We start from the raw sequence: 24,358 nt of genomic DNA on the forward strand, positions 1-24,358 counted from the left end.
TCAGCCGGCATTCACAAGGGCCGGCAGGGGGGTTCTGTGGGCGCCGGAGCTACGCGCTCCGCCCTGTCGGCATTCGCCTTGTGACAAGGCGGATTTCACCTTCCGCACCGTGCGGGACCGAGAATCAGGGTGGGCACATGGGACTGCAGGACATCATCCTCGCGGCTGACCCGTCGCCGAAGCCGGGCGGGACGGTCGACGGCCTGGTGACGGGCCTGGCCCCGGACTGGGGACCGTTCGCGTCGGTCGGCGCGACGGCCCGCACGGTCATCCAGGCCATCATGGCGGCGGTGATCCTCATTCTGCTGGGGAAGGCGCTCATCGGCGTGATCCACCTGAAGGTCGGGAACTCCCAGCACGACACGGTGCAGGTCAAACAGGGCCAGAAGGAACTCGCGGGAAGCCTCGTCGCGGCGTTCATCGTGGCATCCATCGGAACGCTGTTCACCATTGTCTACGGCATGGGCATTTGATGCCCCGCCGGGACCATGCCAGCGGCACGCGCGTCCTTCGCAGCGACGAACCGGCCCGGAAGTCGCCGAGTCCGTTGCGCGGGCCGGTCCTCGTGGTCGGTGCAGTCTTCCTGGCGCTGATTCTCGGCGCCGTGCTGATCGGCCGCGGCTCGGACGGATCCGGCGGGGCAGCGGCCAGTCCTGCACCTTCGGAGCAGGCCGGCAAGGCCGCGGGCGGGTCGAGTCTTTCCGGTGCCTCCGCTGCGGGACAGGCCGGTTCGAGGCTGGTCGAGGGTGTCCCCGTCGGGTACAGCAGGTCTCGGGAGGGAGCGGTCGCTGCGGCGGTGAACTTCGAGATCGCCCGCTCGAGCGCGCGCTACCTCACCGACGCCGGGTCCCGTGAGCGCATCCTCAAGACGATCATGGAGTCCGATGCCGCGGCCGGCCAGATCAAGGACGACAACGCAGCGGTGACGCGGTTCTCCTCGGCCCTGGGACTGACGGCCGACACCGTCGACAAGCTCATCGCGCGCGCGTCCCCGCTCGGCTCCAAGGTGGTGAGCTACTCGGCGGAGGTCGCCACGGTGAGTGTGTGGATGAGCGGCGTCGTCGGCCTGCCGTCGTCCAACGCGCCGGTTCCGGTCTCCGCTTCATGGACCACCTACACGCTCGTCCTCGTGTGGCGCGACGGCGATTGGAAGGCCTCGTCCATCACGGTCACCCCCGGCCCGACCCCGCTGCAGTCGACGGGCCAGCAGCCCACATCCACGGACGTCTTCTCCTCGATGGACAAGGACTTCGATGCGCCTCCTTACGTCGGCTGACACACCCCAGCGCCGCGCCGCACTCGCCCTGGGCTTCACCTGGATCGCGACGATCGCCGTCATCACGCCCCCGCCCGCCCGGGCCGACTCGGTCTCGGATGCACTCTGCAAGGTCCCGTTCGCGGACGTGGTGTGCAGCGCCGTCGAGAAGGTCCAGGGCGCCAACGAGTTCGTGGACTTCGCCAAGGACCCGCTCGGGTACGTGGCGAGGTCGCTCTCCAACTCGGTCGTCAGTTCTATGAACTCGCTGACCGAGGACCTCACGCACTGATGGGGATCACCGAGATCGACTGGAGCAATGCCGGGTTCATCCGGACCTACACCATGGCCTTCGGCGCCTCGGTCGTGCTGACGGTCGTGCTGTGGCTGGTGGCCGTGGTGAAGCGCGCCATCCAGGGTGTCGATCCCGTCCAGGCGCTCGGCGAGTCCATCGGGTACCTCCTGCTGTCCGTCATGACGTCCGCCTTCGCGCCGCTGGCCATCGCCTACGTCACCCAGGTCTTCGACGGCATCTCGGAGGCGATGCTGGCACCCGTGGCCGACGACCTGCCGAAGATCGGCTCGGCCGTCGGAGCCATGCTCGGTGTGCTGCTGGTCATCCCCGGAGGGCCGATCATCGTCCTCGCCGTGGGATTCTTCCTGCTGATGGCCGTGCTCGGCGTCTGGCTCGAGCTCATCGTCCGCAACGCCCTCATCTACACCGGCCTGGTCTTCGGCCCCACCGTCTTCTCCGGACTGGTCGACAAGGACCTCTGGGGTCACACCAAGCGCTGGTTCGGGATCATCGTCGGAATCATCGCCTCGAAGTACGTCACCTTCACCACCCTGGCCCTCGCCTCCGCGCTGCTGGCCGGGCGCAGCAGCGAGGGTGCCAGCGTCGCCCAGGCGTTCGGGACGATCCTGACCGCGCTCGCGCTGTTCTTCCTGGCTCTGTACCTCCCGTTCCAGGTCGCCAAGTTCATTCCGATCCTCGGCGACCAGGTCCAGGACGTCTTCGGCTCGCGCAAGCAGATGCAGGGTGGTCTGTCGAATGTGGGCCAGTCCGCCAAGTCGAGCTTCGGCGAGATCAAGTCGAAGCTCGGTGGCGGCTCGGAGGGGGACGACGAGGGCGGAGACGGTGACGAGATCGACGCTGCGGCCGGCGGCGGGGCCGCGCCGGGGGTGGGGATCGCCAAGGCTGCGCAGGAGCGCGGCCAGCAGGAGGTCGAGGCGGCCGCGGCACGTGGTGTCGACGGTGCCACGGCCGCCACGGAGCAGGGCAGTGGGCAGAGCGGCGGGACGGCCGGTGCGGGCGGCGCGGGCGGCGCACCCGCCCGGGACCGCGGTTCGGACGAGCCGGACGAGGATGGAGCAGGCGGGGCGACGCAGGACCGTGTCGGATCCGATCGCGGGATGTCGGGGGCGCAGGACGGGGGCTCGGCCGGCCGTGGCGCAGCCGGCGACGGCACGGGCGCGGTCGCCCCTACCGGATCAGGGTCGTCCGGCGCGGTTGCGGCGCCTGCCCCTGCGCCGGCCGAGGCGTTCTCCGACGGGAGCCCGGTGGAGGAACCACCGGACGACGAGTGACGCGCAACCGGCCCAGAACATCCCTCCCCCGCTGTCAGGATTCCTCATGCCCCGTACGTTTCTCTTCCCCCGCCCCAGGCCGCGCGGTCTGCTGGGCCGACGCCTTGAGATGGACGAGCAGTGGGTGCTCGCCGCGGGCGTGATGGCCGGGCTTCTGCTGCTGTGGATCGCTCCCGGAATCCCGTTCAAGCTGCTCGGGTTCGCGGTGACCGCGGGGTCCTGCGGGTGGGCGACGCTGGCACCTTGGCAGGGCCGCACGTTCCTGCGGTGGTGGGAGATCCGCCGCACGCACCGCAGGCTGCTGCGCGACGGGCGCCTGCTCTACCGGTCGATCGCCCCGAAGGTCGGCCGGCGCGGGGACGGCGCCCCGGGGAAGGTGGCGCCGCCTCCGGGGATCCCGGACGTGGAGTGGATCCGGGCGCGGACCGCGTACGGGGACCTGGCGATCCTGCTGCAGACCGACGAGGCGATGTTCACGGCGGCCATCGAGGTCGAGGGGCAGAAGAACTTCGGAGGCCTCGACGCGGACGACAAGGAGGCGCTGGTCGGCGCGTGGGAGTTCCTGCTGAAGTCGACCGCCGACTCCGGCGGTCGGGTGCGCCGGCTGCAGTGGGTCAGCCGGGTGGTGCCGACCGATCCGAACGCCCACGCCCGCGACGCCGAGGCCCGCCGCGACCCGGCCACCCCGCAGTGGCTGCACGACTCCTACGACCAGCTGCTGCGCACCGTGGCAATCTCCGCCGAGGACCGGCGGCTGCTGATCGTGGTGGGCATCCCCTACGACACGGACCTGGTGGCAGAGGCCCGCCGTTACCGCACCCTGCACGAAGGGTTCGGGATCGTACTCGGCAAGGAGCTCGAGGAGTTCATCCGGCGCCTCGGGCTGGCGCAGCTGCGGTGGGTGCGCAACCTGGACGAGCCGTCGCTGGCGAGCTGGTTGCATCACAGCTACGACCCGAACCACTGGATCAACGACACACGGGGGATGGACCGGGCGACGGCCTGGCCGGCCGAGGTCGACGCCCGCGACCCGGCGGTGATGCTGTCCCGGAGCTGGGAGGGGACCGAGCCGTGGCACAGTGTCACCGCCTGGTGGAAGCAGCTTCCGGTCCTGCCGGTCGGGGTGAACTTCCTCGCGCCGCTGCTGCTGTACGTCCAGGACGTCATCTTCACGGTCGCCGTGACGATGGACCTGGTCACCAGTGACGAGGCGCTGCGGGAGGCGATGGCGGACGTCACCAACGAGATCGGGCAGGCGGACAGCAAGGCCGGGAAGGTCAACGACCCCCGTGAGGCGAAGGACCGGCGCACCGCGACGGCCACGATGCACGACATCGCGAACGGTGCTGCGGGCATCCGGCTCGCGGGATGGGTGACTGTCACCGCCCCGGACGCGGAGAAGCTGCGGCAGCACCGGGATCTTCTCCGGGCCCAGGCCACGCGCGCCAACCTCGCCCTGGAGTGGTGCGACCACGAGCACTTCCGGGCCCACGCGAACACGCTGCCGCTGGCCGGCGGCCTGCTGAAGGGCTGAGCCGGTGCTCGAGATGCTCCGCACGCAGCGGCAGACCCGGCGCCGGGCCTTGAGGACGACCACCGCGCAGGCCTGCGGCCTCTACCCCGCGGTGGGCGCGCCGACCGGCGACCCGCGGGGTGTGATCATCGGACGGGAGATGTACAGCGGGAAGGCGTTCATCTACGACCCGTTCGTGCTCTACGATCCGTCGGCGCGTGAGCGGCTGCCCAGCGGCCACATCCTCATCCTTGGCAAGAGCGGCTACGGCAAGAGCGCTCTGGAGAAGTGCTACGTCCTGCGGCAGCTGCGTTTTCAGGACCGGTCGTTCGCGGTCCTCGACGCGCAGGGTGAGGACGGCGTGGGCGAGTGGGACGCGATCGCCCGGGAGCTGGGCATCAAGCCGATCCGTCTGGTGTACGGCGGAGGCGCCGAGGACGGCGCGGTGCGGATCAACCCGCTCGACCCCCGGATCCCGCCCGAGCACCAGTTCAAGATCCTCTGCTCGATGATCGAGATCATCGACGGGGAGATGAACGCGGAGACCCGCTTCGCCCTCTCGGTTGCGCACCAGGTCGCCGTCACTGCGGCCGCGGCCGCGGACCGGGTGCCGGTGCTGTCCGACGTGCTGAACGCGCTCACCGCCCCGCAGCCGGCCGACCTGGGAAAGAAGTCCGTCACTGCGGCGGAGCTCGGCCGTTGGGGACGCCCGGCGTCGCTGGCCATGGACGAGCTGTGCTCCCCCACCCGGGACCTGGCCGGCCTGTTCGACGGGCCGACGACCGACGGCATCGACCTCGATGCCCGGCTGATCGTCTTCGACCTGACCCGCCTGCCGCGTGAGGGCATGGCGATGCCGCTGCTGATGTCGGTGATCGGTCCATGGCTGCGGTTCGGCTGGATCCGCCCGCACGACCGCACCAAGCGCACGCTGATCGTCGAGGAGGCCTGGCACATCCTCAGCCACCGCCCGGTGGCCCGGTTGTTCGAGGAGTTCGTCCGCTACGGCCGCCGTCTGGGCCTGTCGTTCATGGCGGTGATCCATCACCTGAGCGACGTGGACGTCGACGAGTCGCCCGAGGCGATGGCCATCCTCAAGCTCACCGCCACCCGGGTGCTTTACCACCTCGACAAGGCGGACGCCGATGCCACGGCCGACTACCTTCAGCTTCCTGCCTGGGCCCGGGAGGCCATCGCGGACGGGGCCAGCGTCTGCGCGCCCGGACGAGCTGTCTGGCAGGTCGGCGGGCGTATCTCGCTGGTCCAGCACATCCGGTCCAGCGCCGAGGTCCGGCTGACCAACACCAACAGCAGGATGAGCGAGAAGCCCCGAGAATTCGCGAACGCAGCACCCCTGATCGCCATGAACCCGCGGACGGAGCCCCGATGACCGACCGACCCGCGTTCGCGGGCCTCCAGACCCATTCCCCACGCGTACCAGCGGTGAGGTGGCCGCTTTCGTCGGCCGGGCGGGGTGCGGCATGAGTCTGCATCTGGTGCCGGTCCGGTCGCGCGAGGCGAAGGCTTTCGTCCTGCGCCACTACCGCCACCACCGGCCACCCGCGGGCCAGGTGTTCGCGCTCGGGGCCGCGGACGGAACAGGCGTGCTGCGCGCGGTCGCGATCGTCGGCCGGCCCGTGGCCCGCCATCTCGACGACGGCGTGACGCTCGAGGTCACGCTGACCTGCAGCGACGGGGTCCGCAACGCGAACTCGCTGCTGTACGGGGCTGCGTGGCGCGCCGCGAAGGCACTCGGCTACGCGCGGCTGGTCACCTACACCCAGGAGGGCGAGACCGGGGCAAGCCTGCGAGGCGCCGGCTGGAGGGTCTCGGCCCAGCGCCGGGCTCGTGCCGGCTGGGACACACCGAGTCGGCGTCGTGCATCCAGCGGCGCCGCGTTCACGGCCCGGACGCTCTGGGAGGCACCCCGGAATGGCCCCGATGGAGCAGCGGCGCACGATGCCTTCCCCGATGAGGCACCCACAGTCGCCGCCGTCGACGGTTCGCATCGCACGCCCGCCGCAGGGCACCCTGGGGGTGGCGCGTGAGCATGAACAAGGTCGCCTCGCCGATCTCCGCCACCCGGCTGCGCCTGGGCCGGGACGCTTGGTGGGTCGGTCTCATCTTCGCGTTCGTGGTCCTGGCCGCGCTCGTGTGGCTGGCTGCCGTCCTGTCCGGCCTCCCCGCCCACCGCCGGCCGGCCGGCGTCACCTGGACCCAGGCTGGCGCCGCCTGCGTCGGGGTCTTCATCCACTTCACCGAACCCGCAGCTGCGTTCCCGAGGGGATCCGGCGTCGGCGGACCGGTGCCCTTCTGGGGTCTGTTCGCCGGCGAGGTCGCCGGGGCCTACCACCTCTCGAAGGCCCTGTGGCTGCGCTGGCAGCGCCGCCGCTCGGACGGCGCCGACGGCCTCGCCACCCGCAAGCAGCTCGAGAACGCTATGAGCGAGGCGAAGGCGCTGGCCCGGGTGCCGTCGCTGCGGCCGAGCCTCGCCAAGGCGCCGCCCGGATCGGTCGACGTCCGGGAGGTCGCGGTGTTCTGCGGCACCGCCGACCCGGCGCAGCTGCCGCTGTGGCTCACGATCGAGGAGAGCCTGCTGCTGGTCGCGCCGCCGCGCGAGGGCAAGACGAGCCAGTTCATCCTGCCCGCGATCCTCGAGTTCCCGGGCACGGTACTCGCGACGTCGTCCAAGACGGATGTGCTCTTCTCCACGGCGAAGCTCCGTGAGCGGTTCGGCACGGTCATGGCGCTGGACGCCACCGGGCTGTCCAACTGGCCGTTCCAGCTCGCATGGCCGCTGACCGACGGCTGCGAGGACTTCCAGACCGCCAGGCGGCGTGCCGAGACCCTGACCGCATCCACCAAGAGCGACGAGGGCACCAAGAACGGCGGGTACTTCGTCATGAACGCGAAGATGCTCATCACCTGCTGGCTGCACGCGGCCGCCCTGGAGGGGCGCAACGCCCTGGACATCCTGAAGTGGGCGACCTCGCCCGCGGAACGGGAAGCGGTCGACATCCTCGCCCGGCAGGGCAAGGTCGAGCTGTCCAGGGCGCTGGCGGCGCAGCATGCGGCTGCGCCGGAGGAGCGGAGCGCGTCGTGGCGCACCGCGGAGCAGAGCTTCATCGCGCTGTACGACGAGCGGGTGGCCGGGATCTTCGCGCCGCAGCGGGGGAACTTCGACATCGAGGCGTGGCTGCGTGGTGGCGGCACGCTGTTCCTGATCGGGGACGAGGAGGAGGGCAGCGCGCTGGCGCCGGTCCTTGCGACGTTCGTGCAGGCGATTTTGGACACGGCGAAGAAGGTCGCCGCGCGGATGCCCAACGGCCGGCTCGATCCGCCGCTGGGGTGCTTCCTGGACGAGCTGGCGAATGTGGCGCCGCTCCCGCAGATCCCGAGCTTCATGTCCGTCAGCGGTTCGCAGAACATCTTCGTCGCTGCGGTCCTGCAGAACCTGGCGCAGGCGGAGGAACGCTGGGGGCAGACCGGGGTGCGCAAGCTGTTCGGATCCGCCACCGCGAAGATCATCCTCGGTGGTGTCAGCGACGAACAGGAGCTGAAGTCGTACTCGGCGCTCGTCGGGGAGTTCGACGAGGACACCGAGTCCGTCTCCGACGACGGCGACCGGGTCTCCTCCTCCCTGTCGGTGCGGCGCCGGGCGGCGCTGGAGCCCAGCGACATCCGCATGCTCGAGGAGCGTATGGGCCTGCTGGTGCACCGGCGCACCGCGGCAACCCGGGTCCGGTTCGTCCGTGCGCACGAGGGCCCGCGGGCGGCGGAGATCGCCGCGGCGACCAAGGAGGCGCTCGCGATGGTCAACCCGGAGGTGGTTCCCGATGCCTGACTCCTTGGAGCCGTTGTTCGACGAACTCGCGTCGATCAACGCGGAGCTGACGTCCATCACGGTACGTCTGGCCACGCTCGAGGAGCGGCAGCCGGCCGTCGGCGGCGGGCCGGGCGGGGATGCCTCCGGGGGCGGGCCGTCGGACCGCGCCGCCGGCGCCCCGGTGCTGTGGCGGTCGATGGGCGACGAGCAGAGGGCGGTGCTGTGGCCCGAGTTCGTCGCGTGGGTGGTCTGGCTCGCCGACGCCTACGAGCTGACGACCGAGCAGCTGCCGCGGCAGTGCTGGTGGCAGCATGCGTCCGTCGTGGAGGAGCTCACTGCCCTGTGGACGTCCCACGCCTCTGCGTACGCATCTGATGAGGACGTCGGCGCCTCCCCGTACCTGTGGCAGGACGCCCTGGCCCGGGCCGTGGAGCGGATCAACCGGAACTGGCTGGGTGGGTGCGTCAACGGCTTCCACGAGCCGAAGTCCCGGGTCCCCTTCGGGACCGATGCCGCCTACCGCGATCAGGTCCTGGCGGCCGGCCCGCCCGGCGACCGAGAACCCGACCCGCCGGGCGGCGTTCCGGAGCCGCCGCTGGGCCTCGGCTGACGGCCGCGAGGGCCGGGACGCTGGAGATTCGCCGACGTCTGCGCTGCCTCCGGCAGCCGGGCTGACGGCGGCGAGTGGACACGGCGCTGGCCAACCTTGCAGGGTCGCCCAGGGTGGCCGAGCTACGAGCCGCGGCGTTCCGGGGTCCCCGCTTGTCCCGGGCGCCGGCGATGTCCCTCGGGAATGAATGTGAAGCTCGCGGCGAACGAACCGTCACCACGGCGGATGGCCAGGAGCAGTGGTTGTTCGTGGACCGGGGGCCAGGGTGGTTCGATCCCGAGGTCGGTGCCGTTCCAGAGGTGGAAGAAGACCGCGGGAGCGGATCGGTCGTCGGTGAGGTAGCCGAGTGTCTTCCCGTAATAGGGGTTGGTGCCGCCGATCAGCACCGACGGCGGTCCGAAGGCGGAGGTGACGTCGGGCCATACCCGGTCGTGGGCGGCCCATGAGTCGATGGTGTCGCGCATCGAGGTGTACTCGGCCGCATCCAGCACCCGGTCCGCCGTGAGCCAGCCCTGTCGGTGCGCGAACTCCGCGTAGACGGAGCCAACGCTGTGGCCGTGGTCGGCCGGCAGGTAGTTCTCGAACGCCCCCTTCACGCCCGTCGGGGTCCACGCATTGCGCTGCTCGAGGGCGCGCTGCTCGTCACTCCACGCGTTGGGCCGGCGTTCAACGAAGAGGAGGTGGTCCAGGATCAGCCGGATGCTGAGTTCTCCGCCCCCCATCCCCGGTCGGCGAAGGACGTTGTTCAGTTGGGTGACGAGATGGGTGCGAATCGCTTCCGGGGAGGCGAGAGGGACGGTGGCGGGCATGCCGCCAGTCTCGCGCACCGTGGTCGGCGTGCCGGGCGCAGGGGTGAGAAGCAGCTGGGCGATGCTCCCACGGCCATGGCACCGCCCCTTGATGTACTTAATCCGGTCGATGCTGCCCTCCGAAGGGGCCGCTGTTCCGTCGGGGTGAGGTTGATGTCCACGGGCGTCGGGTCCCGCGGCGCGGTGCGAGGCTCTCATGTCCGCTGGTCAGTGCGTGCTGCCCGGCCGGAAGGGCTTGGCCGGGCCGTGGCACCGGGGTTCACGCGGTGCCACGCCGCTCCCCTCGGGTTCGGTCGCCGGGCGGCGGGCGCCGGTGGTGCCACGTCGGTGCATTCTGTTGTTCGGCGAGCCGTCCCCGCAGCATCTGCGGCCGCGGGGCCGGGTTGCTGGCTGCAGCGGCGGTACGGACCTCGATCTCGGCGGTGATCGATCGCAGTTGCGCGGCCAGGAGGTCCACTGCCTCACGGTGCCGCTGGAGACCGACCGGGCCATCGAGCCCTTCGCCCTGTGCGATGGTGCGGTTCAGGTGCCTCTGGTTCTCGAGAAGAGCAGCCATCAGCCGGGCACGGTGCTCGCTGAGGTCCCGGGTGCTCAGCTCACCTGCCATGGTCATGGCTTCTCTGTTCGCCGGGACTGTCATGCCGGGCCGCGCCGTGCGGCGGGCGGCCGCTGCAGCTTCTGCGCCTGCTGCTGTGCCGCGCGCGCTCCGGCCTTGGGCGAACCCTTCGCCTTCGGGGCGCCGGCCTGGGGCCGCGGTGCCAGGTCTGGAGCCACGCCCTGTATCGCGCCCGCCACGAGGTCGCGCAGCACGGCGGAGTCCTGCTCGGCCGGGCTGGCCGCAGCGACGCTCTGCAGCGAGGCCAGGAGTGCCGGAGCAGCTGCCCGGCCCTGGGTGTTGCGGGTGGCCTTCACCGGTCCGGTGGTCCCGAGGGAGTTCAGGAGGCTTTGGGTGATCTTGCCGTTCGGGGTGTTCGGGCCTTCGCGGCGCAGGTGTTCCTCGGCGTAGGCGTGCAGGGTGGCGCGGATCTGGTCCGGTGTCAGGTCGGTGATCTGTGTCGGGCGGGCGGTTGGCCGGGGGGAGGTCGGTCGGGCCGGCGCCTGCCCGGCTGCGGCGAGCCGCTGGTCGAGGCCTGCGATCTGGTCGGGCCCGATGAGGGTTGCGCGCAGTGCGGCATCCCCCTTCCCCGTGGCGGGGACGGGGCCGACGATGCCGAGGGACTCGAGGGTCTGCAGGGCACGCTCGGCGTCGGCGTAGGGGATGTCGAGCCGGGTGCGGAGCAGCAGCGGGGAGGCGGGGGCGCCTTCCGCGAGGATGCGGGCGGCGGCCCGGATTCCTTCCGGCTGGAGTGCGTTGCCGTCCGGGAGTGCTCGGGGTCGGCCGGTGATCTCCAGTCGCAGGCCCTGCGCGACCTCGTGGAAGAGCCGGGCCGTTGCCGGGTTGGTGCGGCGCAGCGCGTCGGCCCTGGTCTCCAGGTGTCGGGCAAGGTCCGCGCGGGCGGTGATGGGGTCGGGGGTGGGGCGGGATCCTGCGACGAGTTCGGAGGGTTCGCGGAGCGCGGCGTGGGTGGGGAGCGGGAGTCGGCTCTGCCGGGCCGGGTTCGCCGCTTCGCCGGCGGGGTCGTGTTCCCGGGTGAGTGCGTCGTCGCGGTGGGCGTTCAGGATCCAGCGTTCCTGGAGGGCGAGGCGTTCGTGCGGGGCGAGGTTCGGCTTCTCGAGGTCCTGGGTGATCGCGCGTCGCTCGGTGCGCAGGGTCTGGGAGGCGCGGGAGCGGCTGAGGAAGGAGGTGTCGTCGTAGTAGCCCTCGGGCCGGTAGTGGCCGCGCGGCAGGGTTCCGCGCAGGTGCTCGCGGTGCTCCTCGAGACGGTGGCGGGCGCCTCGGGCCAGTTCGGCGCTGCGGGCGGGCGGCTTGTCGCCGCTGGTGCGGGCGGTGGCGAAGTCGCTGAGGAGGTCGCTGAGCTTCTCGACGGCGCGGAGCCAGAGGGTCCTGAGCAGTCCTACCGACTGCAGGTCGGTTGCGAACCGGTTTCCGGTGTCGACGGCGGCCTGGAGGGCGTCGGTCATGCGGTTCCAGAGGGACATGATGCCGTTCCACGGCCGGGTTCCGGCGCGGCCGAGCAGCCGGTCCGTGTCGGTCAGCCAGGTGCCGATTCCGGCGGCGGCTCGTCGGAGCCAGGTGAGTTCTCCGTTGTCGGCGGATTCCGGGCCCTGGGTCGGTTCGGGGGCTTCCCGCCGGGCTGCTGGGGCATCGGCAGCGGCCTGGCGGCGTTGGGTTCGCATGTCCTTGGCGAATTTCTGGAGGTCCGCTTCGATGTCGGCCTGTTCGTGTGCGGCGTCGGGTGTGGGCTGGCGGCCGAGGATGCGGGCTCGCAGGCTGTCGGCTGCGCGGTAGAGGTTGCGCAGGGCGGTCCAGGCCGGGGATCCGCTTTCGCCGCGGGCGGCGAGCTTGTTGCTGAGGCTGAACGCGGCGCCGGCGATGCCTTGGGCGGCGTAGGCGGTCACGGCCCGGGCGAGCCGGTCGAGGCGTTCATCGGGGCTTTGCTGCTGGAACTCGCTGATCGTGGACCAGACGTCGAGGGCTGCGGCGTGGATGCTCTGGATCTTGAGCCATTCGGGCATGGTCAGGTACCAGGCGGCATCGGCCTCGGCCGCGCGGATCGCCGGCCGAAGGGCTTCCGGGCTGTCGGGGCGCGTGTCGGTCTCGGTGGCGGCGGCGTCCTCGGGGCTGAACATCTGCTCGACGTGGGTCCGGAGTTCGGCGATCTCCCGGCGCAGCTGCTGCAGGCGTTCGGTGACGTCGCTGGTGCTGCGGCGGGCGGCTTCGGTGATCGCTTGTGCGGCGTCGTCGGTCAGCCGGTCGATCGGTTCCGGGCCGCTCGAGGGTGTGCTCGGCCCGGTGCCTTCGGCGTGTGCCGGGTCTGCCTGTTCCTGGCTTTCCGCCTGCGGCTGTGCCGGGGCGTCGGCTGTGCCGGCTCCCGGCACCGTTCCCTGTACTACGGTGCGCAGGCCGGTGTCCGGGCTGAGCGGGCCGACGACTCCGGCGCTTTCCAGAGCGTCCAGGAGCTTCTCGGCCGCGGGGTAGGTGAGGTTCATGCGGGCCTGGAGTGCGAGGGGTGAGACTGGGGTGGCGCTGCTGCGCAGGATCCTGGTTGCCTCGGTGATCATGTCGTTGGGAGGGGCCGACATGCCGGGGGCGCCGGGCCGGTTCGAGGGGCGGCCCGTGGCTTCCAGGCGCAGTTGCCGCGCCATGGCCCGGAAGGCGGAGGCGATCTCGGGGTGGTCGTTGGCCTCCTGCGCTGCTCGTGAGGTGAGGTGCTGTGCGAGGACCAGCCGCTCGCCCACGGGGTCCTGGCCGGCCGGGGCCCCTGCGACGAGCGAGGACGGTTCGATGGCGGTGAAGTCACGGTCGATCTGCAGGCGGCGTTGCGCGCCTCGGAAGATGCCGTCGACGGGATCGCCGTGGATCGCGCGATGGTCGTTGTCCTCACCGTAGGCGTTGAGGATCCAGCGCTCTTGCAGTTCCAGCCGTTCGTCGGGTGTCAGGTCGGTGCGCTTGAGCTCGGCGGCGACGCGTTCGCGGGCTGCGGCGAAGGTCGCTCCGCCGGGTTTGCCCATGAGGTGGAGGTACGGGTCGTCGGGACGGCCGGCCCGGCCGGCCGGAGAGGGTGCTGTCACGTGCGGTTGCTCCTTCGCGGGCTGTCCGCCCGGTGGCGGGGTCTGCTGCCGGGAGTCGGCCGAATCGAGGATCCGCCGGAACAGGTCGATCTCCTCGTAGCTGGGGTGCTGGCCGGCTGCGGCGATCAGGTGCCGCACAGCTCCGTCGCCCTCGCCTCGCGCGAACATGGCCGTGGCCTCGACGACCCGCTCCTCGAGCCCGGGCAGGTGGTCCGGTCCTTCACCGAGATGGGATGCCAGGTCCCGGACCAGGTTGAGGAACTGAACGCGTTCCATCGGGGCGACGCTGGTGGACAGTTGTTCGGGCAGGCGCTCGGCCCAGTACGCCAGCCAGCCGGGGGAACCGACCGGCACCGGCACCGCAGGCCCGGTCGCCGAGGGCGGTTCGAGCGGCGCGGGCTCGGCCGGCGGTGCCGGGGTCGCCGGGTGCTCATGCGTGGGTGAGGCGTCGGCCGGCTCGGTGTTCCGGGGTGGCGGTGCGGTGTCCGGGGTGGTCACGGTCGGCTTCTGGGTTCGGTCCGGGTACGCGGTGGATGCCGTCGCGGCCCGGGCTGCGCGCAGTTCGCGCATGGAGGCCTCGCCCAAGGCGTGGTCGGGAAGGTGGGACAGTTCCCGTTCGATCTCCTCGGCCAGGGTCTCCAGATCCAGGCCTAGGACGGCCAGCCGGGGCAGCTGGTGGGAGATCTGGTGCGGGTCAGCGGAGGCGAGGATCAGCTCGACGGCCGTCTCGGTCGCCTTCCATGCCATGGTCGGGTCCTCGACCAGCGGCGCGAGAGCCGCGTCGAGGACGGCGTCGAGGACCGGCTGCAGGCGATCGTGCATGAGGGTGTAGAGCGCCTCGGGGCCTAGCTCTTCGAAGATCCGGCCGGGGTCGTTCTTGACGCGGGGGTCGTCGCTCGCGGGCAGGCGGACCGCGAAGACGCGTCCCTTCCAGCCTCGCAGGAGTTCCCACGCGGAGCGCAGTGCCTTGTCGCCGGCTTCGTCCGGGTCGAAGACGAGAACGATGTCGCGTCGCGGGTCGAGCGCGGCGAGGACCTGGACCTGTTGCTCGGTGAGGGCGGTGCCGCACGGTCCGGCGGGTACGGGTGCGGGGCGGTCCGGCCGGCGCAGGGCCTCGCCTACGGCCAGGAGGTCGAAGGCGCCTTCGGCGATGACGAACGGGCCGCGCTCGTCCAGGGCCTGGCGGTGGTGGCCGAGGCCGAGCAGGGTTTCGCCCTTGGTGTAGAGCGCGGTGTTGCGGGTGTTCACCCATTTGCGGCTGGTGTCGGATTCCTGCAGGTCCCGTCCGGTGAACGCGATCACGCGGCCGTCGGCGCTCAGGATGGGGAAGGTCACGCGGTTGCGCAGGACATCGAACATGCCTCGGTCGCCGGCCGCGCTGACGCCGGACGCGAGGAGTTCGGCGTCGGTGAAGCCCTGGGTGCGCAGTGCGTCCGTCAGGTAGGTGCGCGAGCCGCTGGGGGCGTAGCCGATCCCCCAGTGTGCGGCGGTGCGGCTGTCCGAGGGCACTCGCCGTTTGGCGAGGTAGCGGCGTGCGGGCTCGGATCGCTTGCCGGTGTGGAGGCTGGCGACGAGGAGGTCCTGGGCCGCGGCCAGGAGCTGGTGGAGGCGGTCGGTGGTGGGCGGTGCCGGCGGCTCGGTGGTCTGCGGGTGGTTCGATGCCGAGGCCTGCTGCTCGGTTTCGGGTCCGGTCGCGGCGGGGGCGGTGCTCAGTGCGGTGAGGAGGTCGTTCGGGTTGGCGGCTCGGAGTTCAGCATCGGTCCAGGCGGTGGCGGTCGGGTCCGGTTCGTGGTCGAGCCGGGCCGTCACCTTCGGTCCGTCGGCGGTGTCGGTGATCGCGAGGTGCAGGGTGCGTCCGTCGATGTCCGGTCCGGTGGTGGCGGTGCGGAGAAGGCGGGCCATTCCCGGGTCGGTGTCCCAGACGTCCTGGTACTCGCTGAGCCTTGCGAGCATCGCGGTTCGGGCGATGTCGGCCGGGTCAAGAGTCGCTCGGGAGCCTGCTGGCGTTGTCGGCTGTGCTGCGCTTGCGGTGGCGTCCGGGGCGGGCTGCGTGATGGTGTCGGGCTCGCCTGGGGTGTCGGGGGCCTCGGGATCCGAATGTGCCAGTGTCGGTTCGGGCGTCGGCTCGGCGACCCGGTTCGGGACGGGTTCTTCGGCCGGGTCCGCGGCTTGCGGAACGTCGTGGGTGGCGGGAGTGTCGGGACGTGCCGCTGGTGCCGGGTCCGGCGCTGCGGCGGATGGTTGGGGGGCGCTGGTGCGGGCGATGGAGGTGTTGCGGGCGACGGTGTGGCCGGTCGGTGTGCCGTCGATGTCGAGTTCGAGGTGGACGGCACCCAGTTGGTCCGTGGTGATGCTGAGCACCCGGGCGGTGCGGCGTGTGGGGTGTCCGGGAACGGTGATCGAGATCCAGTCGTCCTCGTGGAGCTCGTCGGCCCAGGCGTGGCCTTCCTGAGGGGTCGCCCGGTCGGGGTTGTGCTCGTACGGGGTCCATTCACGGACGAAGCGGTCGTTGTGGCGGTGGTGGTCGCGTTCGTGGCCGGCGCGGGCGGCCAGCAGCAGGCGCGACAGGCTTTCCGGGTGGGCGCCGGTGTCGGCGAGGTGGCGGGCGAGCGCTTCCTCGAACTGCGGGTCGGCGAAGTCGAGGGGCGGGTTGGCGCCGGCGAGCAGCGTGGTGTGCAGGAGGATTGCCAGCCGGTTGGCGAACTCGACCGCCTCTCCCTTGCTGGTGAGGCGCCGTAGGGCTGCGGGCAGCGGGGTGAGTGCGCCGCCTGCGGGGATGAGGTTCCACCCGTTGTCCGCCTGGAAGGCGCCGAACATGCCGTCGGCCACCGGGGCGAGCGTCCTGGCCTGTCTGGCGGTGTTCAGGGCGGTGCGGCGTTGTTTGTCGCCCTGGTCGGCGGCGTCCAGCAGGGCGCGGGCAGCCGCTGCGTCGGCGGGCCGCGTCCGGCCCGGTGCCGGTGGGAAGGTGAGTGCCACTCGGCCCGGCTTCTTGCGGACGACGCTGATGTGGGCCGGTTCGGCAGTGATGATCTCGTAGCGTCCGGCGCCGGCGCCGGGCGGCCTGACCGTCGGTTCGGTGCCGTGGACCCGGACCGGTCCGGCGGAGGCGATCCAGCCGTCGGGAAGGACGGCCTGCGCGGCCTGAGCCCAGGAGTCGATGTCCCGAAGGCGCCGGTGCGGGTCGATGGCGTCGTTCCAGAACGGCGGGGCGAAGACGGGTGTCGACCTCCAGGCGGGGTGGGCGTGGTCCAGCGCGTCGGCGACTGCGGTCGTCTGGTCGCTTCGGGCCGGCCCGCGGTGGGTGCAGCACAGGCAGACGCCGCGGTGTTCGTGCCCGTTGGTCTCGACGCTCGGTCGGTGGCTGGTCGCGGTGTTGACACTGTCGGGGACGGCGGAGGGGTGCCCTTCGGCGATTCGCCAGGGTGCCTGGGCGAGTGCGGGAGGGGTGATGGCCGCGGGTGCGGGTGTTGCGGGTCCGGTTGCGGGCACCGTTGTCGGGGCTGTCGTGCCGTCGGGGGCTGCGGCGTCGCTCGGCCGGGGAGGTTGCGGGGCCGGCCGTGGCGCCCGCGCGGCCGCGTCCGGACGGGCAGGGGCGCGCCGGGCCGCTCGCTGGTCGGCTCGGGCGAACTCGCCGTCCTCGTCGAGGCCGGGCGTGGTGGCCATGGTGTGGACGATGGCTTGGGCGAGGGTCCGTCCTTCGCGGTCGCGGAACGCCCGGCTGAGCTCGTGCACGTCTGGGGCGTCCCAGGAGAACGGCGCGCCGTCGGCGTCGGTGATCGTCTCCAGTGCGTCGGCGACCATCTGGGCGTGGCCGCGGGTGACGATGGCGCCGACCGTGGTCAGCTTCTCGAGGAACCACGGCAGCCGGATCTCCCAGCCGCTGTCGCTGCCGCGGGTCGCCCGCCCGCTGACGCGCCTGCCGCCGACCGGCAGAATGACCAGGCGGCCGCCGTCGGACAGGCGGACGCGCTCGTCGGCGGCGAGGCGGCACCGTTCCTCGTGGCGCTGACGTGCGGCCCGCCGGTCACGTCCGTCGGGGAGGGGAAGTTCGGCGTAGTGCCGCCGCAGCTGCTCGACCTCGTCGAAGAACGGAAGGTCCGCGCCCTCGGCCTGTGCACCGGCGAGGGTGAGCCCGGCGATCGGTCCGGGCCCGGCTGCCCCCCAGGAGCGGAGCGCGGCAACGAGGTGGTGGAGAGCTTGCCCGGCGCGGTCGGGATCGGCGTTCCGCTCGCTCGTACCCAATGCCAGCGAGGCGATTGTTCGGCCCCATGCGCCGGATGCGGCCCGCTTGAGGACATCGACCGGGTCGTTGTCGTCGCCAGCTGCCGCGGGGTCCTCGGGCGCCGTGCCGACGGGAAGGGCGACGACGGAGGAAGGGTCGACTGTCCGCTGCAGCCGGGTGACGAGGTCGGTGGCCTGCCAGGGGCCCGGCCCGGCAGTCCGCAGACGCACGACGGTGTAGCTTCCGTCGCTGTTCTGGATGCGGACTGTCCGGCCCTCGCCGAGTTCGCCGGGGGCCGGGGTGAAAACCCAGCCGTCGGGGACCTCGACATCGGTGCCGGTCGCCAGGCGCCTGAACAGTCTGGCGAGCTCGTCGGCGGGTGTCACGCCCAGGCGCCCGAGGAGGTGTTCGCCGTGGCTGTGGACGACACGGGCGGCCCTGCGAACGGAGCTGATCGGGTGCCCGGCGTCCACCAGTGCTCGACTCCGTGTGATGTGGTCCTCGTCGCGCAGGTCCTTGCGCGCGGCATGTCGGGTCGCAACGTCCGGATGCCCGGCCAGAACGCGGGCGGCTGCCACCAGCGTCTCCAAGGAGCGGCGGCTCCCCATTTCTCGGGCAAGGGGAAGCAGACCCCGGCGGACGGCCGACGGGTCGTTCTCCAGGATGGTCTCCGCCGCCTTCTCAGTCGTGACCTCGTTCTTCCGGATGAGCGCGTCGAGGAACTCCCACGCCTGGCTGAGGCGCTGGTGGGTGCGCAGGACCGTCAGCGGGCCGGTGAACGGGCCGTCCTCGTCGAGGCTCGGCTCCACCGGGTGATCCGGCGCAGCGGCCGGTTCTGCTGCGGGCGGAACGGTGTCGGCGGTGGTGATGACGTTGCCGCGGCGGACCGCGTAGACGGCGGCGATGTCGGGGAACTCTCCGCTGGTGGTGCGCAGCAGGTAGGGCTTGACCTCGGCGACGGTCTGCCAGTCGTTGTCGCCGATGAGGACGTCGTCTCCGATCCGCAGGGGGTGTGCAGCCCATATCGCTGTGCGGCGTTCGAAGGGGAGGGCGGTGAGGAGGGCGCGCAGGCGGCGGCGTTCGTCGGGCGCAAGGTCGGTGTGGGCGGTCTCGGTGGTGGGCTGCTGCTCCGCCTCGGGTAGTGCGTCAGTTGTGGGCTTGGCCTGCGGGGCCAGGGGGCTGGTGGGAACCTCAGGAGGCTTCGGCCGGACAGCGGCGATGTCGGAGGCTGCGAACTGGATCTCGCGGCCGTGGCGGGTGTGGCCGGTGTAGCGGTCGCCTGCCGGGTGTTCGGTGACGGATTCGACGGTCACCGTGCTGTAGACGGTGACGGCGGCCCGGGTCATGCGCGGGGAGTGCCGGGAGACCGTGGCCGGCGCGTCGAGTCGGGCGAAGGGGCTGTCCAGGTCGATGATGCGGACCTGGTCACCGGCCGCAAGGCGCGGCGGGATCTTGTCGTGGGTGATGGCGGTCCACCCGGTGGGGGCGGCTTGTCGGGCCGTTGCCCGCTCGTGTACGTCATCCGCCAGTTCGAGGCGGGCGTTGCGGAGTACGGTGCGGGGTCCTTCGGCGGTCATCGCGTGCTCGGCCACGGTGCCGCTGACAAAGACGCGGTCGCCAGGGGCAACGAGGCTGCCCTCGGGGTTCCACAGGGCCAGCGAGTCGCCGGCCGGGGTGCGAAGCACGATGCGTAGTGCGGAGCCGGTGGCGGTTGCGACGGTGTCGGCTGCGTCGACTTCGGCAAACAGCGGTACGAGTGCCTGGCCGGGCCGACCGATGTGGTGGGTGGCGTTGGGGGTCGGGGGTGGTTCGCTCACCGTGTCCCCTTCCGAGGGCCGGGCGGTCGTCAGTGCGGGCTGGTCGGATTCGGGCGCGGCGGGATCGGTGTCGGCGGCCTGGCGGGGTTGCGGGCTGTCGCGGTAGGGAGTGGCCCAGGGATCGGGTTCGCCCGGCCGCGGCAGGGTGGCGAGGCGGGCCTCCGTTTCGTGGGCCTGGCGGGCGAGCCACGGGGCGAGGTCGTCCAGGACCTTCTTGTTACGCCGCTCCTCGGCGGTGGCGTCGCCGAGTGCGGTGGCCGCTTCGCGGGCCGCGTCGGCGTAGGCGCGCATCTGCGCCGAGCTGAGGTTGTACCTGTTGTACACACCAGGCCGGAATGCGACCGGGCCCGGAGCGTCGGCCCGGTCCTGGGGAAGCTGCAGGAGGCTGAGTTCGCGCACGCGTGCGTCGGTCAGTCTCAGCTCCGTGGTGGCGTCGCCGGGCAGTGTCGGGCGTTTGTCGTCGCGAAGGTCACGGTTGTGCACGTAGGCGGCGGCCTTCGCGGCCCGGAACTGGGGGATGCCGGCGGTGTCCGGCATGGCGTCGTGCCACTTCAGCTCGTAGGGGGCGCCGCCGCGGGCGTCCTGGCCGAACCAGTAGCGGCGGCCGTCCGATGCGGTGCGTGCCCGGATCCAGCCGATGATGTTCCCGGCCGTGTCCGTGACGACTCCGTGGCCGGCCCCGTCGTCGAGGTGCGAGAGCCGTGCGCCTTCCTCGTCGAGGGAGATGCCTTCGGTGGTGGCGGCCTGGGCAAGTGCTGCGGGCCACGATTCTCGGGAGCGCTGGGGTGCGGGGGTCTCGCCGGGCCGCCACAGTTCGCCGACCGGTCGCTCGGTGAGTCCGTTGTCCTGGGTTTGGATGTGGGCCCTGCCCGCGTCGTCCACCGCGAAGAACCTGCCGACAAGTCCTTGGTGGCCGTGGACTTCCTCACCGAACTCGAAGGGGCTGGGTGTCGTGGCATTCGGGGCAGTGCCGGGGGCGTCGCCACTGTGCGTGTCGCCGGTCGGCTGCTGGTGGGCCAGGTTCGTGGCCGCGTCTTGCCCGGGTGTGGGGCGGAACCGGTCGCGCCACTGCTTCTCGTCGGACTCGGCCTGCGCGATCAGGGCGGCCCGGTCGGCCTGCCGCTCGGCCACTGCGGCGTCCGCGGCCTGGTTCTGCTGGGCCTTGGGCTCTCCGCGCTCGCGGGATGCCCGCCTGGCGGCCCGGGCGGCGTGCGTGTCGCCTTCGGCAAGGGCGGCCTCGTACAGCGCGGCCTTGACGTCGGGGACGGGTTGTCCCGCGTCGACGGCCGGGCCGACGAGAGTCCACACGAGGGTGTTGAGCCGGTCCTGCCAGTCGACCCAGGTCCCGGTGGAGCCGGCGAGCGTGTGGGCGACGCTGGGCGTCACACGGTTGTACGAGTCGTCTCCGGTGAGGCGGTGCGCGAGGTGCTGGTGGCAGATGACGACGGTGCCCAGCGGCGATCCGTTGTCGTCGAGGACCTCCACCAGGAACCGCTGGTCCTTGGCCTTGGATGCGCAGGACCCGAGGTGCTTGGGTCCTCCTTCCGCGCAGGGCTCGTCCATCTCCCGGTAGGTGCTGACGACGCGGAGGCGGTCGTCGGGCACGTCGAGCAGGCCTTGGTGGGTCAACTCGTGGGCTGCGAGCTCGAGGCGGATGCCGTCGCTGTAACGCCGGTTGGGGTTCTCCCCCAGTCGGCCGCGCTGGGAGGTCTCCCAGCCCCACGGGTAGTCGGCGGCGATGGCCTGGCGCCCGAACCGGGCCACGCGCATGACCCCGGGCTCCATCTCCTCGGTCTCGAGCGTGAGCGAGAACGGCACCTGCTTCTTCAGGTGTCCCCAGCGCTCCCACCGGCCGGCCGCCAGCGCCTGCGACTGGCTGTCGCGCCGGATCCAGGCCAGCACCACGGCCTCGGTGGGGTTGTCTCCGAGCCACCGGTAGCCGCCGTTCGACGCCGAGAACGACCAGGGCATCCAGGTGACCCGCCAGGTGTCGGGCCGGTTGTTCTCCTTAGTCAGGCGGTACTCGTAGCCCTCCTTGCTGGTGAAGACCCAGTCCTCGGCGGCGCGAGGCTGGTCCCGAACGTCGTCCGGGTTCTGCGGGCGCTCGTACGGCACGACGGATTCGCCGGGCTCCAGGCTCGCCTGCACGCTCCCGGCGCCGTCGGCGGTGGCTGTATCGGGCTGCGCAGACGGGTCCGCCTGCCCGGCCGCCTGCTCCGGGCCCGCCGCCGTCCCCTCGGTCCGGATCTGCGCGACGGCGTCGAAGATCGCCCGCCAGTCGGTCGAGGTGGCGACGACCGAGCCGCCCGGGCCCACCAGGCGCAGGGGCTCCCCCTGGGTGATGATGTCGCAGGCAACGGTGAAGGACTTCTTGTCGCTGCGGGTGACAGTCCAGGTGTTGTCACCGTGGTCGACGAGGGTCATGCCGTGCGGCGGGATCGGTTGATCGCCCTCGAGTGTCTGGCCGAGGCCGAGCCGTCCGGCCCGCTGGTCCTCCGTGAGGACCGACCGGTCGGGCGTTTCAGGGACCGCGGCCGGCACCGGGGAAGGCTGTGGGCGCTCCGCCGAAGGCGTCTCACCTTGCGGGGGCACCGGGTCGCCTGCTGCAGGTGTGTCCCCGCCGGCGCCGAGCTCGGTGATGGGCGGGGTGCCGTAGGGGTCGTCGGCCCCGGTGTCCGCAGGTGCCTGGGCAGTCGGCGCGGGGGGCCCGAAGTCGCTCTCCCGCATGGCGAGCCAGTCGCGGCCGCTCTCGGTCGGGGCCGCCGGATCGGCCGGCCGTGAAGTGCCGAGGTTGGCGGTGTCGGCGGGAACGTGCTCGGTGAAGGTCTGTCCGTTCCGCTCTCCCGTGACGGTCAGGCAGCCGTCGTCGGCACGCTCGACCGAGCGCAGGACGAACGGCTCGCCCCAGCGGTCGGGGTCGACGACGAGTTCGCCTCGACCGGCGATCTGCGGGCGCGGCAGCCGGGCGCTCTCGCCCGGGGCGAGCTGCGACCAGCCCGCGTAGCTCCAGCCGGCGGGGGTCCGGTCCTCGTGGCGCCGGTGCAGCTCGTGGACGCCCGAGACCGCATCCGGCAATGCCCCGAAGATCATGTCCATCGCGGAGCCGCCGTCGACATCGACAGCCTGGAGGCCGTTGCCGGCCGGCACGACGCAGCCGATCAGGACGCCGTCGGCGGCAGTGACCCGAATCAGGTACGGGGGTGCGTTCTCCGGGTCGGCCATCCACCGGCGCAGCTGGGCACGTTCCTGCTCGTGGCTGACGTTGAGGCCGCGGTGGCGCTCTGCGCGCTGTGCGAGCAGAGCGCGCCTTCGTTCGATCAGGGGTTCGTGCGCCGGGTCGGCAGCGGGCAGACCAAGGTTGTCGAGTTCGGCGGTGACCTCGGCGGAGGTCATCTTGGCCGGGTCGAGCGAGCCCGGGCGGGCATGGCCTGTGGGGGGTTGCGAGTCGGCGGTGGTGATCACGCCGGCCCGGCGACGGGCGACCACCCATCCCGGTCCGACGGGGGCGGAGTCGCCGGTGTCGAGCGAGTTCGTCTGGACGGTGCGGACGGTCTGCCACCAGCCCCGTGCGACGAGGATCTCGTCGTCGGGCTGGAAGTCGACGGGCGACCAGCGGCGCGCGCGGTCGTCAACGGCCGCGGACTCGAGCCGGCGTCGTTCGTCGGGGGTGAGCTGCTCGAGCGGGGCGCTGTGGCGGCCGCCGGGTCGCAGTGCGGCCGCCCGGTCGGCGGCGTCGAGGTAGACGGGGATCTCGCGGCCGCGGTCGGCGAGGCGACCGACCAGCCAGGTCACGCGCTCGTCGCGTTTGATCCGCTGCTTCCAGGTGGTCGGCAGTTCCCAGTGCTGCAGGCGGCCGTCGGCCGTGGCGCGCCTGAACGCGCCGACCTCCTTGCGGACCTGGTCGAATTCCTTGTCCTTGGCGTCGACGCCGTGCAGGCGCGTGAGGGATCCGTTGTGCTCGATCCACAGCTGCGGCTCCACCGTCGCGGCGGCCCGGGTCGGTGTCGCGGGGGTGGCATCGACGGCGACGGCCTGCTCGATGGCCTCCTGGGCCGCGGGCCGCGTTGCTTGCGTGCGCTGCGGAAAGTCGAGGAGGGCTCGCTTGGTGGTGGGGTTGACGATCTCCCAGGGCCCTACGATGGCGTACTCACTGCTGGCAAACGCCTCGGCCCGGTCGGTGGGCACAGCGGCGATGTCGGTTGCGGACTTCTTTGCCGCCCGGCGGTTCCTGGGACCGCCGGAGGGGACGAGCCCGGCACCGTCCGACTGTCGGATCCTGTACTCGCTGGCTCCTGTGCTGGGGTCCAAGGAGATGTAAACCCAGCTCATCAATGGCCGCACGTAGCCCTCCGTCGGCGTTCGTCGGCTTCTTCGCTGCTGTGGTCTGCGGAGTCGAGCAGAATGGTGACGGCTGCTTCCAGAACTGCGACGTAGCTGCGCAGTCGCTGGTTCTCGCGGGCGAGTTCGCTTTCACCTATGCCTCCGGGGGCGGACGGATCCGGGTGGTGCGCAACGCTGGCAGGTGAGTTGGCCCGCCGGGCCGTGCGGGAGGCGGCCAGCTGCTCGAGCATGCGAAGGTGTTCAGGGGCGAGCTCGGCCGGTTGTGGATCCGCTCGAAACAGATGCCCCGTGCCGGATGGGGTCGTCGGGTTGCTGGCCTGTGTTTCCACATCAGGCCGCCGCGCCCACGCGGTCCGCGCCTCCGATGGGCGACGCCGCGCGCGGAGGCCGCAGTGTCGGCGTGGCCGATCGTCGGACCCTCCACGGGGCCGACAGGGAGACGGCAACCATGATCAGGCCCATCAGGAAGACCACGGACAGTGCCGCAGTCGGTGGCTGGCCCACGTGAGTCTCCCCGGAGTTCAAGGCCGTCGGTGCACCGACCAGGGAAAGTCACGGACGTCGGAGGCGCAGCCTTGCAATGGTGGAGTTCCCGCTGGGCGGGAAGTCGCCCAGGTGATCAGCCGTTCGAATGGCCTCCAGCGGGAAGCGTCGGCTTCGGGTCCCATGGTGGTGGGTGGACTGCTGGAAACTGGGGCGGTAGCCC

The 24,358-nt window shown here is 71.7% G+C and carries 13 protein-coding genes; 9 read left to right on the plus strand and 4 right to left on the minus strand.

The features are described from left to right. The first annotated feature begins 137 nt into the window (after positions 1-137). The 9 genes from AC2TEW_RS30050 to AC2TEW_RS30090 all read left to right on the plus strand — a co-directional run bounded on the left by AC2TEW_RS30050 (position 138) and on the right by AC2TEW_RS30090 (position 8,791). Positions 138-473 carry a DUF8827 family protein gene (locus tag AC2TEW_RS30050; RefSeq protein ID WP_484626506.1) on the plus strand — a complete coding sequence of 112 codons (336 nt, stop codon included), beginning with the start codon at positions 138-140 and terminating at the stop codon, positions 471-473. Continuing rightward, positions 473-1,276 (plus strand): DUF8175 domain-containg protein, encoded by an 804-nt coding sequence (locus AC2TEW_RS30055; RefSeq protein WP_484626507.1) that lies wholly within the window; start codon positions 473-475, stop codon positions 1,274-1,276. The genes AC2TEW_RS30050 and AC2TEW_RS30055 overlap by 1 nt, the downstream gene beginning before the upstream one ends. Then, positions 1,254-1,547 (plus strand): hypothetical protein, encoded by a 294-nt coding sequence (locus AC2TEW_RS30060; RefSeq protein ID WP_484626508.1) that lies wholly within the window; start codon positions 1,254-1,256, stop codon positions 1,545-1,547. The genes AC2TEW_RS30055 and AC2TEW_RS30060 overlap by 23 nt, the downstream gene beginning before the upstream one ends. Continuing rightward, positions 1,547-2,842: a hypothetical protein gene (locus tag AC2TEW_RS30065; protein ID WP_484626509.1), complete on the plus strand. Its 1,296-nt coding sequence runs from the start codon at positions 1,547-1,549 to the stop codon at positions 2,840-2,842. The genes AC2TEW_RS30060 and AC2TEW_RS30065 overlap by 1 nt, the downstream gene beginning before the upstream one ends. Positions 2,843-2,888: 46 nt before the next feature. Beyond that, positions 2,889-4,376: an SCO6880 family protein gene (locus AC2TEW_RS30070; protein ID WP_484626510.1), complete on the plus strand. Its 1,488-nt coding sequence runs from the start codon at positions 2,889-2,891 to the stop codon at positions 4,374-4,376. Positions 4,377-4,389: 13 nt separating this feature from the next. Then, complete coding sequence (locus AC2TEW_RS30075) at positions 4,390-5,745, plus strand: putative type IV secretion/conjugal transfer ATPase (RefSeq protein ID WP_484626511.1); 1,356 nt, start codon at positions 4,390-4,392, stop codon at positions 5,743-5,745. A 91-nt stretch (positions 5,746-5,836) separates the two neighbouring features. Next, positions 5,837-6,403: an XF1762 family protein gene (locus tag AC2TEW_RS30080; protein ID WP_484626512.1), complete on the plus strand. Its 567-nt coding sequence runs from the start codon at positions 5,837-5,839 to the stop codon at positions 6,401-6,403. 2 nt (positions 6,404-6,405) lie between these two features. Further along, on the plus strand, positions 6,406-8,199 hold the full coding sequence (locus AC2TEW_RS30085; protein ID WP_484626549.1) for a type IV secretory system conjugative DNA transfer family protein: 1,794 nt from the start codon (positions 6,406-6,408) through the stop codon (positions 8,197-8,199). After that, a complete protein-coding gene (locus AC2TEW_RS30090; protein WP_484626513.1) occupies positions 8,192-8,791 on the plus strand; it encodes a hypothetical protein in 600 nt (199 codons plus the stop codon). Before AC2TEW_RS30085 ends, AC2TEW_RS30090 begins: the two co-directional genes overlap by 8 nt. Positions 8,792-8,913: 122 nt before the next feature. On the opposite strand, the gene AC2TEW_RS30095 is transcribed toward AC2TEW_RS30090, so the two are convergent. The 4 genes from AC2TEW_RS30095 to AC2TEW_RS30110 form a co-directional block, all read right to left on the minus strand. Further along, entirely contained in the window at positions 8,914-9,600 is a 687-nt protein-coding gene (locus AC2TEW_RS30095; protein ID WP_484626514.1) for a hypothetical protein, read from the minus strand. Positions 9,601-9,859: 259 nt separating this feature from the next. Then, on the minus strand, positions 9,860-10,207 hold the full coding sequence (locus AC2TEW_RS30100; RefSeq protein ID WP_484626515.1) for a hypothetical protein: 348 nt from the start codon (positions 10,205-10,207) through the stop codon (positions 9,860-9,862). A gap of 29 nt (positions 10,208-10,236) precedes the next feature. Continuing rightward, positions 10,237-23,496 carry a DUF6349 family protein gene (locus tag AC2TEW_RS30105; RefSeq protein ID WP_484626516.1) on the minus strand — a complete coding sequence of 4,420 codons (13,260 nt, stop codon included), beginning with the start codon at positions 23,494-23,496 and terminating at the stop codon, positions 10,237-10,239. A gap of 143 nt (positions 23,497-23,639) precedes the next feature. Next, positions 23,640-23,882, minus strand: coding sequence for a hypothetical protein (locus AC2TEW_RS30110; protein WP_484626517.1), 243 nt, complete (start codon positions 23,880-23,882; stop codon positions 23,640-23,642). Positions 23,883-24,358: the final 476 nt, after the last annotated feature.

Source organism: Kitasatospora sp. NEAU-CNBT7 (genome assembly GCF_057220535.1).

Bases quoted from the DNA above. Each gene is read 5' to 3' on its own strand.
- AC2TEW_RS30050 (WP_484626506.1), top strand. From the start codon at position 138: ATGGGACTGCAGGACATCATCCTCGCGGCTGACCCGTCGCCGAAGCCG.
- AC2TEW_RS30055 (WP_484626507.1), top strand. From the start codon at position 473: ATGCCCCGCCGGGACCATGCCAGCGGCACGCGCGTCCTTCGCAGCGAC.
- AC2TEW_RS30060 (WP_484626508.1), top strand. From the start codon at position 1,254: ATGCGCCTCCTTACGTCGGCTGACACACCCCAGCGCCGCGCCGCACTC.
- AC2TEW_RS30065 (WP_484626509.1), top strand. From the start codon at position 1,547: ATGGGGATCACCGAGATCGACTGGAGCAATGCCGGGTTCATCCGGACC.
- AC2TEW_RS30070 (WP_484626510.1), top strand. From the start codon at position 2,889: ATGCCCCGTACGTTTCTCTTCCCCCGCCCCAGGCCGCGCGGTCTGCTG.
- AC2TEW_RS30075 (WP_484626511.1), top strand. From the start codon at position 4,390: ATGCTCCGCACGCAGCGGCAGACCCGGCGCCGGGCCTTGAGGACGACC.
- AC2TEW_RS30080 (WP_484626512.1), top strand. From the start codon at position 5,837: ATGAGTCTGCATCTGGTGCCGGTCCGGTCGCGCGAGGCGAAGGCTTTC.
- AC2TEW_RS30085 (WP_484626549.1), top strand. From the start codon at position 6,406: ATGAACAAGGTCGCCTCGCCGATCTCCGCCACCCGGCTGCGCCTGGGC.
- AC2TEW_RS30090 (WP_484626513.1), top strand. From the start codon at position 8,192: ATGCCTGACTCCTTGGAGCCGTTGTTCGACGAACTCGCGTCGATCAAC.
- AC2TEW_RS30095 (WP_484626514.1), bottom strand. From the start codon at position 9,600: ATGCCCGCCACCGTCCCTCTCGCCTCCCCGGAAGCGATTCGCACCCAT.
- AC2TEW_RS30100 (WP_484626515.1), bottom strand. From the start codon at position 10,207: ATGGCAGGTGAGCTGAGCACCCGGGACCTCAGCGAGCACCGTGCCCGG.
- AC2TEW_RS30110 (WP_484626517.1), bottom strand. From the start codon at position 23,882: ATGCTCGAGCAGCTGGCCGCCTCCCGCACGGCCCGGCGGGCCAACTCA.